This window comes from Candidatus Methylobacter oryzae, from assembly GCF_003994235.2.
GTDB classification, from domain to species: Bacteria; Pseudomonadota; Gammaproteobacteria; order Methylococcales; family Methylomonadaceae; genus Methylobacter_A; species Methylobacter_A oryzae.
Window position 1 is genome coordinate 187,925 of the sequence record NZ_RYFG02000121.1, and the last position, 11,100, is coordinate 199,024.

The window sequence follows — 11,100 nt, forward strand, 5'->3', positions numbered from 1 at the left end:
ACGGATGACACGGATAGTACGGATTGACACGGATTTTCAACCCAAGATAAGTTAAATCCGTGATGATCCGTTTAATCCGTGTTCCATTTTTTATGGGCTGAATAGGTACGAAAAATTTTGTACCGCGGTTTTTTTCATTGATTTTTTCGTGTCTTTCGTGATTTTCGTGGACTCTGTTTTTTACAGACCGATTTTTTGATGAGTTCTTTCTTGGGAATCGGTTAGAAAATCCAGGCAATCCTGCCAGCAGCCTTTAAACAAGGTTTTCCGCGATTTTAACGATAGCGAATAGATATACAGTTTGTCGTAATAATGCGTCAGCAGGCGCTCGATCCAGTCGAGATAAGCGTCTGCGTAAGCTTCATCCAGCGCATCGAATTGGAACGATTGGCTCAGCATGGTTTTAATGTTGTCGCACTCCAGGCCGCCCAACTTGTTCCTGATCCGTTCGACATTTTTGGCAAAACCGGTTTCCAGCTCGGGTAACGGCATACCTGCTGCAAAAGGCGCTTGGATATATTCCTTAAATATCTCCAATGCCCGAACCCCGGCCGGGGTTTCGATCATGACCATCGGCGCCGAGGCCATGAGGGCGTAAAACAGGTCAGGCACATGGCAGCGGCCGATATTGCGGCTTTCGTCCTCCAGCACAAAGTTGTCGGCAGCTTGATATAACGCTTGCGCCAGTTTGTTTTCAAACGTGGCTTGCTGGGGTTGGCTTCTGCCGATATGAGCCCCAAAAGCGCTGCCGCGATGATCGGCAAGCGCTTCAAGATCGACAAAGTGCCGGAGTTGATGAATTAAGCGGGTTTTTCCCGATCCGGTCATGCCGGACAGGACGATAAAGGGCGCGGGATTTCCTATCAGCTTAAGCGCCTCGTGCCTTAAGCCTTTATAGCCGGATTCGACTCGCAATACTTCAAGCCCGTTTTGACAGATCTAATCCTGGGCCAGCCGGGAGCGCAGGCCTTCGCGCCAGCAAAAGACCAAAGCGGGGTGCTGGGGACGGCTTTTAATCGATTCGCACCATTGCCGAATCATCCGTTCCTTATAATCGCCGCTGACCAGTTTGTGCCCGAGCGCTTTGGCGGCTTCCGAGCCTTCGGTCTTATAGGTCAGCCCCACGTCATGGCGATGGGCGTCTGACAGTATCGGGATATTTAGCGTGTTTTCGAAGTGCGCTTTTTCATATTCCCCCTCCGATCTTACGTCGATCACAGCCAATTGATTATTGGCGCTAAGCAGGCTAAAAGCCTCGGCAGCGGGAATGGTCGGGTGGTTCATGGATGAATTAGGGGCGGTAAAAATGGGCCTTAATAATAGAAACGGCTGGCGATCTTGTTGCAGCGCAGGGAGAGGGCGTTGGTTTGATTTGTCAGGGGCGATAAGTTCCCAAAGCAATAGCCATGTTGCCGTGGTCAGTTTCGAGAATTAACAATAGTCTGATCAGGTGAGCGCCACCGATGATGTAGGCGAGTCCGACGTATCTATATCGCTCTCGACCCGATTACGTCCGCGCCGTTTCGCTTCGTAGAGGCAGAAATCCGCTTGGCGTAGCAAGCTCTCTCCATTGCCGTGATCGGAAGAGTATTCAGCTACGCCAATGCTCATGGTGACAGGGATTGTTTGCCCATCAAAAATTATTGGCGTTTCAGCCAAAGTGGCGCGCAATCGTTCGGCGATATGAATCGCCTCTTCGGTTCCGGTATGCGGTAATAGTACGGCGAACTCTTCGCCGCCTATGCGGCCAAGCACATCCATTGAACGCAACTGCGCAAAGCTGCGTGATACTGTTTCTTGCAGCACCCAATCGCCGGCCGCATGACCGTACGTATCGTTAATTTGTTTGAAATGATCAAGATCAAGTATCAGTACACTGAAGCGGCACGCGTAGCGGTGATACTGATCAATCGCAATAGCAAGACTGTCCATCAAGCTACGCCGGTTGGCAATGTTGGTGAGCGGGTCGGTGTTGGCTAGCCGTACCAGTTCAAGATTGGCATCGCGCAGATGAGCCATGAGTTCTTCCACGCTATAAACCCTGGCAAACGATCGACTGCTAAGAAAAGCTTGCATGATGCCGTAGCTCAAAAGTAAAAAACCGCTGGCAAAGATGGCGTGAGCTAGCCACCACTGGTGATTCCACGGCTTGGCGAGTAGAAAAGAGATAGACGCCTGAGCGAAAACCACTAACGAAATCATAAACAACGTCATCAAAGGTCCGCGAATTCGCCGCGCCAACATGGAGAAAATATTGATCAGCGTCGTTGCTACAACGCCCCATTCCAACCCGCGGCGAAGTTTGCTTGCGAACTCATTGCTGTTCGTCATTCCTATCTCGGCCAGGCAAAAGCTGCCGGAACGGGAAAATGCTAAAACAATCAGCAGATCCAGCACGATAAACAGCAGAAAGAGTGTCCGCCACGATTTCAGTTGCGCGGTTACTTGGAGCGAGTCTGCGGGGCGATTGTAATTGAGCAGTCCTAGCAGGAGACAAAGCGCTAATACTAAACGGGAAACCGGACCGTAAATTAAAAACAGGCCCAAGTTGCAATTAGACAATTGGGTAAACAGGCCATGGCAAGCGTAAATTATCGAGAAGCCAAGAAAACCGAACGCCAACCAACGTAAAAATATTTCCCCGGACGAGCGATAACACAGCCATGTTACCCAAGTTACAAAGCTGCTGATCAAGGTCGAAACACCGATAGCCAGATGATGCAAACTAAAGTTCATGTATTGCGCATCGCTAGGCGGAAATGCATACAGATAAGTTATGGCGATGCCTGGAGTGAACGCGAACAAGAATTGAAGTCCGCAAATATAGCTCTTAGTCAGGCTTATCAGGGCTGGTGGCGTATTGGTGTTGAAATCGTCCGTCATAACATCTCGAAAAAGGTCTTATTGAGCCTGGACGCGCCAATTTAAGGCTCAATGAGAACAGAAAGCGGCAGTGTAGATTGGATTGAGCCTTTCCACAACTCAATAATAGATCGATCAATATATGGAAGGTAACTCCGTGTTGCTGCGCTTGAAGGAGCTGGAGATATTGGAAAAAATCACCGGCCGTATCAATACGCTGAACGTTTACGGCGGCTTGGAGGGCGTGATGAATGACATGGTGCATTTAACGGCGCGGGGCAATTAACGGTGCGTACGTTTGAAGAATCCCTGCCGGAAGTTATGAATCTGTAGCAATCCGCTATGAAGCGGATTGCTGTTGTTTGTTGGGTATTTTTCGGGTTTCGACTGGTGTTGCGGATAGGGCGGACACCAGCCGTTCAATTAAAAATAGCTAAGCGAAATAATCACAGGCGCCAAACCAATCCACGGTATTTGGACTTTTAGGCGGCGTTTTTTCTGTAACCAACTCGTCTAGGATATATTCCAAGCCGTAAAAGTTGCCGTTATTAAAAGCCTGGCTCATCGGTGCGACGATGTCGCTATAGGTATTGAAATTCTGGTTAACCATTTTGTACCTTCCTGCTCGACTGGGGTAAAAGTTTGCTGCAATTTGGATAATGCTGCTATCGAGAGCAATCATTCCTGTTCTTGCCGCTTAGAATAAACCGGGTTTATGAACAGAAACTGAAGAAAGGGCGGTAGGATTGCGACCGGAAACGGTAATTTGGGGAAGTTATTTTTGAACCAAATCCTTACCTTGATTATATGCCGCATGCAAAGCGTCGGTTTGGCAATCATAAAACCGCACCGAATTACGCCCGGCGTCTTTTGCCTGATACATCGCATCGTCGGCCCATTTAAGGAGATCGTCCGGGTCGCTGTCGTGCTTGATGAACACGACCACGCCGATACTGGCGGTACATTGATGTTCTACCGTGTTATTGGTTTTTTTGTTCGTTTTGTTGATGACCAGCCGGTAAGGAGCGGATAAAGAATTAAGAATTTTTTCCGCAACGATACGCGCCTGCGAAATTGATTGCGTTTGTTCGGTACTCAAGTCATTCAGCAGTACGACAAATTCATCGCCGCCGAAACGCGCGACGGTATCGGTCTCGCGTACACAAGCCTTTAACCTGTCTGCGACCTCGATTAACAGTAAGTCTCCAACCGGATGCCCGTGTATATCGTTCAGCGGTTTGAAATTGTCAAGATCGAGCATCATTAAGGCGGCATAATGGCCCTTGCGTTTGCTGTTGATCATAGCCTGCCTTAAGCGGTCATTGAGCAGGCGCCGGTTAGGCAAGTTGGTCAGCGTGTCATAAAATGCGAGCTGACGCACTTGATCTTCCATTTGCTTACGCTCGGTAATGTTGCGGATAATGCCCAGAGCGTGCCAATTGTTACGGAAACTGAAAGATGAAACGGATAGTTCGACCGGGAACTCTTCATTGTTTTTACGGAGCGCGGTGATCTCAAACGTTTTGCCAATGACATTGCCGACGCCATAACGTTGAAAACGCTCAAAACCGTTATGCGCGGCTTCGCGGTAGCGCATCGGAATCAGTAAATTGTGCAGATTTTTGCCGACGGCCTCATTGGCTTCGTAGCCGAATATTTCTTCGGCAGCGGGGTTCCAATAAATCACTTGTTCCTGGGGATCGATGATGACGATGGCGTCTTTGGCAACGGTACTGATAAGGCGGAACTTTTCCTCACTCTCTGTTAGCGCGTTGCTCCTGTTTTCTAACTCTGCGGTACGTTGCCTGACCGTTTCTTCAAGCCGGTCTTGATGTAATTGCAGTTCTTCGGTGACGTTTTGTAATTTTTCCAGGATAGCTTTAAGGTGCCTGACGAAAGGATGAAAAATCAGCGTCGCTTCCAGAACCAGTAAAATCAACGTGACCGCCCAGCATATTGTCTCCGCTTTTTGCAAACGTATGACCGATGCCTCTCCTTCCAGTTGATACTGACGCACCATCTGATCGAGAGCGCTCACTAATGCGTTCGGTGCGTTTTGAGTAATGTATTGTAGTTGCGGGTTGGTTGGCGTTAACGCGCCGTCATTCAACTGGAGTAACTCATGCACGATTCTGATGTAGGTTTCTACTTGCCGATCCAACGCATTTGGCCCGTCAAAATACATGGCATGGATAGCGGGCGACATCGATCTAGGCAGGCTCATACTCTCGTCGCCGTGAGTCAAACCATGATGCGAGCGCTCCATAAGCTGGATCGCGTCGGTTAGCTTGCTGCGAATCGCCGGCTGATCGGCTTTGGGGGCGTTCACCAGAAGATTCGAGAACAATGCGGTACGCTGGCTCAGCATGCGCTGCCGCCCGCTGATGTTGACTACGACAGCCGTGCTGTTTTGCTCCGATATTACCAAGTGCAGGCTCAGCCATGCAGCCGTTGACAGCACGGCGACTAACGATAACGCGAATAAATAGCGCCACGTCAGGGAGCGGGTCACGCTCAAATCGCTCGCCCAATCTGTTCTAATACCTTTATTGTGCTGCACGGCGTTTCGCTAACTTTATTTGTAAATAAAAGCTTACTTTAACATTTTCGGTTAGCTTCTTCATCAAAATGCGGGAAGCCGTTGCTTGGGCTTTGACGCTGGGTCGGCGTTGTGTTTCTGACGTTTTTGCCGGGCAATCGCTTACAGGTCGGCTTATTTTTAGTGGCTATAACGGATACAGGGTGGACGCAACAGTAGTATAGGAAAAGCACCTCCGCCCGAGTGCGTTGTATCGGTTATTTAAATCAGTGGGGGATAAGTTTTTGCTCAAACGCCTAAAGACTGTTCAAACGCTTCCGGCGGCATGGCCTTACCGATCAAGTTGCCCTGGTAAACGCGGCAGCCGTGCCGTTCCAGGAATTCGCGTTGCTGTTGCGTTTCCACGCCTTCGGCGATGATGTCCATTCCCAGGCTGCCGGCCATGCCGATGATGGTCTGCACAATTACTGTATCGGTAGGTTTAACGCCAATGTTGTGCACGAAAGATTGATCGATTTTCAATTGATCGAACGGTAGTTGCGCCAGGCACTTCAGCGATGAATAGCCGGTGCCGAAATCGTCGATAGAGAAGCCGACGCCGATTTCTTTGAGTATTTTTATTTTGTCGATGGTGTCGTCGATGTCGCCGAATATCAGGCTTTCGGCGAATTCGAGTTTGAGCCGCTCCGCTTTAGCCTCCGATTTTTTCAGCATCGCGCGCACTTGTTCTGCAAAGTTGGGTTGATGGAATTGCCGTGCGCTGACGTTAACGGCAAGTTGTAAATCGCGGGTTCGTTCATGGTTTTCCCAGCGTTTAAGCTGGGCGCCGGCGGCTTCCAGTACCCACTGCCCGATCGTGAGTATTAAACCGATTTCTTCGGCCAGCGGAACGAATTCATGCGGCAGGATAAGGCCGCGTTTAGGGTGCTCCCAACGTAACAACATTTCGGCGCCGACGGTTTGTCCGTCATGCCGTGCCTGACGCTGAAAATAGAGCTTGAATTGGTTTTTTCCCAATGCAAAACGCAAGTCCGCTTCCAGGGCGGCCCGGGCCGTTACCGCTTTTTGCATGTCCTGGTCGAAGAAACGCAAGGTGTTGCGGCCGGCGGCTTTGGCGCCGTACATGGCTATATCCGCCCGTTTAAGCAGGGTATTTATTTCATGACGGTGATTTATAAATAGCGTGATGCCAACGCTCGGCGTGCTTCGGTACTCATGATTGACGAGCCGGTAGGCCTGGTTCAGCGAAGCAATAATTTTCTCGCCAATCGCTTTGGCTTTGACAGCGGCTTCTTCAACATTCTCGCTCAGTTCTTCAAGCATGATCACAAATTCGTCGCCGCCTTGCCGGGACACGGTATCGCCTTCACGGACGCAATCTATAAGGCGTTGCGCGACTTGTTGCAGCAATATGTCTCCCATGTCGTGGCCCAGATGGTCGTTAAGCGATTTGAAGTTATCCAGGTCAATGAAGAGCAGGGCGCCGTATTTCCTGCTACGCGCACTGGCGGCCAGGGCTTGTTGCAATCTGTCCAGCAGCAGCCTGCGATTCGGCAAGGAAGTCAGCGGATCGTAATAAGCCAGCAGCTTGATTTCCTCTTCCGAAGCCTTGCGTTCGGATATATCGGTATGTGAGCCGACGTAGTGGGTGACGTTTCCGGCGTTGTCTTTCACGGCGGTGATAGTCAGCCATTTGGGATAGATTTCGCCGTTCTTGCGTTGATCCCATATTTCACCCTGCCAATACCCGCTACGATGAATGCACTCCCACATTTCGTCGTAAAAGTTCGCGTCGTGATAGCCGGATTTGAACATCCGAGGTGTTTGACCTATCAGTTCTTCGGCGCTATAGCCGGTAATGTCGGTAAAGGCCCGGTTGACGCGTAAGATGACATTGTCGGCGTTAGTGATCATGATGCCTTCCTGAACCTCGAAGGCAACGGCGGCGATGCGCAATTCTTCTTCTATCCGCTTGCTTTCGGTGATGTCGGTCAGCGTGACGCGCAGCAGCGGAGTTTGGTCGTCGGCCGTTACCGGCAGGCAGTCCAGCCGGGCATGAAAGAAGCCATTGCTACGTTTCAGCATCAGCTCAGTGATTTTATGCTCCTCTTCGTGCTTTAGTACGTTCTTCAGCAGAAGATAACAGCGGTCGCTGTCTTGAGGGGAGACCAGCTCGGTGAACGGGTGGTTGATCAGTTTGCCGCGATCTATGCCAAGCAGTCCGGCGGCAGTAAGATTGACCTCGATGATCTTGCCTTCGAGCGTGAGGGTCAGGTAGCCGACAGGAGCAAACTCATAAAGGCTGAGGTAGCGGTGATGAGATTCTTCCAAGGCTGCACGGGCCTGCTGTAATTCCTCGTTTTGCATCTCCAGCTCGACCTGGTGTTCACGCAGTTCATGGAGCAGTTTCTCCATCGAATGGGGCAAAGGCTCCGGGCTGCGGGCGCGCCGGTCCACGGCTCCGGTACGTGGCTTGAATTGTTTATCCAGTTTGGTAGGTTTGTTTTTCATATAAACTCCATACTGTTATTTAGCGTAGTTCGATAGCTCGGTGTATCCCTTATATTTAAGTGGCAGATATGGGTTAAGTTTCGTTTGAGCAGGCGAGCTGCTCAACTTAGCTTCAGGGTTTGTCGGTAATATTAGTCATCGCCAGTACGATCAATTGAGGGTCGCCGGTCTGGCTGATGATACTGCGGGCATTCAGCAATATTTTACGATAACCGATAGCCGGAAAATTATGCTCTACCAGATAGTTTTCAAAAGCCTGATTATGCGGTAAGACGGTCTCCAATAGATTGCGCAAATCGGGAATATTCCACTGACCGTTGCCCAATTCGTAGATCGGCCGTCCTACAGTCTCTTCAGCGGACACTTGAAAGTCTTGATAAAACGAACGGCTGGCAGTCACGACAATTAAGTCGTTATTAAGCACAAGCAGAGGTTCGTGTACCGTTTTGATAATACATTCCGCCAATAGCTCGGCTTTTTGTTTGGCAATATCCGCGGCGCGTTCGGTGACATTGGTAAAGGTCAGCACGACACCGTCGATCATGTTTTCCAGTGTGCGATAGGGTTGGACGCGCGCCAGGTAAGAGTTGTCGTTCAAGGTTTTTACTTCACGTTCTATCGGTACTAGGTTATCGAGTACGCTGTGAGCGGCGTCCAATAGGTCTTCGCCTTTTAGTTCGGGTTTGATGTCGCTCAATGAACGCCCTATATCCGATGCAGCCAGCCGGTAAATATTGGTCGCTTCGCGGGTAAAGCGCCGGATGGTCATATTTTGATCGAGAAAGATGGTGCCGATATGGATATTGTCGAGCAGGTTTTTCATGTCGTTTTGCATGTCGGCCAATTGCACGATTTTGGCTTGCAGTTCGGAATTCACGGTAATCAGTTCTTCGTTGATCGATTGCAATTCTTCCTTGGAGGTTTCCAGCTCTTCGTTGGTGGATTGCAATTCTTCATTGGTGGATTGCAGTTCTTCGTTAGCGCATTTAAGCTCTTCATTGGATGCGAACTGTTCCTCAATAGTGGCCTGCAAGTTCTCTTTGGTGTAAGCCAACTCGCACTCCAGTTCCTCGATATGACGCAGCTCATCGGGTTTGGAGGCGCGTTTGTGTTTGCCAGGCGCCGGTTTGCTAGGGTTGGGCTCTATGTCTTGGAAGCTGATCAGCAGCAGGGGTTGCTGATCGTTTGGATTCGATAGCGGACGCACGCTGAGTAGTATCGGTTGAAAATCGCCGTTGGTTTTGACCGATAGTTCACGGTGTAAAACAGATGTGTTTTGACTTGCAGTCATAATGGCGGCACGCAATTCTAGTTGCAGTCCTTCCCGGGCCATGTCGACGACGTTAAGGGTGGCAAGGCCGGGCGCCGGGCGCAGGTATTTGCCGGTTTCTCCGTAAATGTAGAGGATATGGCCTTTGGTATCGGTCACTGCCGCGGCGGGCGCGTAGGATTGCAACAGTATGCGCCGGGTCAGTTCGGCTAAATTGCTTTCTCCGGTTACTTTGGTAATGTTTTCCTGTGTCTTATGCGTCGATTCTGTCGCCCAGGTCACATTGCTGGCTAAAACGGCATGGGTTGAGGCGGGGGAGGGGATGGTGCGGTAAAACTTCCACTTGCGATTCAGTGGCGTAAACAGATCGGTATGATTGCCGATACTCTCCGACGGGGACAGAAATAATACGCCTCCCGGTTTAAGCGCGTAATGAAAAGCCGGGATCAGGCGGTTTTGCAGTTCCGGTTCCAGGTAAATCATCAGGTTGCGGCAACTGAGCAGATCGAGTTTGGTAAAAGGTGGATCTTTAATAATGTTTTGAACAGCGAATACGACCATTTCGCGAATTTCCTTTTTTATCCGATAGCCTCTTTCTTCCTTGACGAAGAAGCGGCGCAGCCTTTCAGGGGTGACGTCGACACTGATGTTGGGCGGGTAGAGGCCGGCTCGGGCGACGGCAATCGTATCTTCGGAAAGATCGGTGCTGTAGAGCTGCACTTTAATTTCGCGGCGGGATTTATCCATTACTTCGCGCAATACCATCGCAATGGAATAGGTCTCTTCTCCGGTGGCGCAACCGGCCACCCAAATGCGGAAAACGTAATTATCCGGTTTGTCTGCGAGCAGCGCCGGCAGGATGTCTTGCTTCAGCGTAACGAAAGCTTCCGGATCTCGAAAGAAATTGGTGACGTTGATCAGCAGTTCTTTGAAAAGCGCTGTTGTTTCGGATGGATGCTCCTTAAGGTAGCGGGCATAAGTTTCCGTGTCTTCAATGCCGTTTTGCGACATGCGGCGTTGGATGCGGCGAGTAATGGTGCTTTTCTTGTAGAGCGAGAAATCATGGCCGATAGCGGTACGCAACTGCATCAGGATGTGATTGATGCCGCTCAATGCAATCGGCGGCGAGGGAGCGGCCTGGGGAATCTGTGAGAGTATGCCGGATAACAGCACTTCCGGCATTTTTTCCACCGGCAAGATATGAGTAACATAGCCCGCTTGTATCGCACTGACCGGCATGCCGTCGAATTTTGCGGTGCTTGGTTCCTGGGCCAGTGTGATGCCGCCGGCCCCGAGGATCGCGCGCAGTCCCAACGTGCCGTCGGTGCCGGTACCGGAAAGAACAATGCCGATGGTTTTTTCTGCCTGATCTTCGGCCAACGAACGGAGAAATGTATCGATAGGCATGCGCTGGCCGTGTGGCACTGCCGGCAAGGTTAACTGCAAGGCGCCCTTAAAAATGGTCATGTCGCGGTTAGGCGGAATGACGTATACGCAGTTAGGTATAACCTGCATTTGATCTTGCGCTTCCAACACCTGCATCGAGGTCGTGCGTTGCAATATCTCGGTCAGGATGCTGGCATGGGTCGGATCAAGATGGGAGATCAACACAAAAGCCATGCCGGTATCCGCAGGAATATGGTGAAAGAATTGTTCAAGAGCTTCCAGGCCTCCGGCGGAAGCGCCTAAGCCGGCAATAGGAAAGTTTTCGCTTTGCTTTGGCTGATTTTTTGGATGATTTGATGGAATCGGCTGGGTGTTATTTTGGGTCATTGTGGGATGCTCTGTTCGCGCAATGCTGATGCGGGGATTGGATTGCCCGGATTTAATAGTGTTTGTGAGGATAAAGTCAATTCATTTTTCGGGTAAACTGATTCAGTAATCAGGCGTTAATGCTTGAAGTTGAGTAAGTGTTCAG

8 protein-coding genes are annotated in these 11,100 nt (G+C 50.3%); 1 reads left to right on the forward strand and 7 read right to left on the reverse strand.

The window, feature by feature from the left end:
- Positions 1 to 180: 180 nt before the first annotated feature.
- The 3 genes from EKO24_RS21645 to EKO24_RS21650 all read right to left on the reverse strand — a co-directional run bounded on the left by EKO24_RS21645 (position 181) and on the right by EKO24_RS21650 (position 2,883).
- Complete coding sequence (locus tag EKO24_RS21645; RefSeq protein ID WP_241674774.1) at positions 181 to 915, reverse strand: tRNA 2-selenouridine(34) synthase MnmH; 735 nt, start codon at positions 913 to 915, stop codon at positions 181 to 183.
- 24 nt (positions 916 to 939) lie between these two features.
- On the reverse strand, positions 940 to 1,284 hold the full coding sequence (locus EKO24_RS23345) for a rhodanese-like domain-containing protein (protein WP_241674776.1): 345 nt from the start codon (positions 1,282 to 1,284) through the stop codon (positions 940 to 942).
- A 162-nt stretch (positions 1,285 to 1,446) separates the two neighbouring features.
- Complete coding sequence (locus EKO24_RS21650) at positions 1,447 to 2,883, reverse strand: GGDEF domain-containing protein (protein WP_143733318.1); 1,437 nt, start codon at positions 2,881 to 2,883, stop codon at positions 1,447 to 1,449.
- 121 nt (positions 2,884 to 3,004) lie between these two features.
- On the opposite strand from EKO24_RS21650, the gene EKO24_RS22450 reads away from it, so the two are divergent.
- On the forward strand, positions 3,005 to 3,148 hold the full coding sequence (locus tag EKO24_RS22450; protein ID WP_154671605.1) for a hypothetical protein: 144 nt from the start codon (positions 3,005 to 3,007) through the stop codon (positions 3,146 to 3,148).
- A 147-nt stretch (positions 3,149 to 3,295) separates the two neighbouring features.
- Here the strand turns inward: EKO24_RS22450 and EKO24_RS22455 are convergent, their stop codons facing one another.
- The 4 genes from EKO24_RS22455 to EKO24_RS21665 all read right to left on the reverse strand — a co-directional run bounded on the left by EKO24_RS22455 (position 3,296) and on the right by EKO24_RS21665 (position 10,955).
- Positions 3,296 to 3,472, reverse strand: a complete 177-nt coding sequence (locus tag EKO24_RS22455) for a hypothetical protein (RefSeq protein WP_154671606.1) — start codon at positions 3,470 to 3,472, stop codon at positions 3,296 to 3,298.
- Positions 3,473 to 3,637: 165 nt separating this feature from the next.
- Positions 3,638 to 5,422 carry a diguanylate cyclase domain-containing protein gene (locus tag EKO24_RS21655; RefSeq protein ID WP_206667329.1) on the reverse strand — a complete coding sequence of 595 codons (1,785 nt, stop codon included), beginning with the start codon at positions 5,420 to 5,422 and terminating at the stop codon, positions 3,638 to 3,640.
- Positions 5,423 to 5,689: 267 nt separating this feature from the next.
- A complete protein-coding gene (locus EKO24_RS21660) occupies positions 5,690 to 7,912 on the reverse strand; it encodes a putative bifunctional diguanylate cyclase/phosphodiesterase (protein WP_143733319.1) in 2,223 nt (740 codons plus the stop codon).
- A 112-nt stretch (positions 7,913 to 8,024) separates the two neighbouring features.
- A complete protein-coding gene (locus EKO24_RS21665; RefSeq protein WP_143733320.1) occupies positions 8,025 to 10,955 on the reverse strand; it encodes a chemotaxis protein CheB in 2,931 nt (976 codons plus the stop codon).
- Positions 10,956 to 11,100 lie beyond the last annotated feature (145 nt).

What these genes read in the sequence shown, in the direction of transcription:
- EKO24_RS23345 (WP_241674776.1), bottom strand. Translation starts at nt 1,284, where the DNA reads ATGAACCACCCGACCATTCCCGCTGCCGAGGCTTTTAGCCTGCTTAGC.
- EKO24_RS21650 (WP_143733318.1), bottom strand. Translation starts at nt 2,883, where the DNA reads ATGACGGACGATTTCAACACCAATACGCCACCAGCCCTGATAAGCCTG.
- EKO24_RS22450 (WP_154671605.1), top strand. Translation starts at nt 3,005, where the DNA reads ATGGAAGGTAACTCCGTGTTGCTGCGCTTGAAGGAGCTGGAGATATTG.
- EKO24_RS22455 (WP_154671606.1), bottom strand. Translation starts at nt 3,472, where the DNA reads ATGGTTAACCAGAATTTCAATACCTATAGCGACATCGTCGCACCGATG.
- EKO24_RS21660 (WP_143733319.1), bottom strand. Translation starts at nt 7,912, where the DNA reads ATGAAAAACAAACCTACCAAACTGGATAAACAATTCAAGCCACGTACC.
- EKO24_RS21665 (WP_143733320.1), bottom strand. Translation starts at nt 10,955, where the DNA reads ATGACCCAAAATAACACCCAGCCGATTCCATCAAATCATCCAAAAAAT.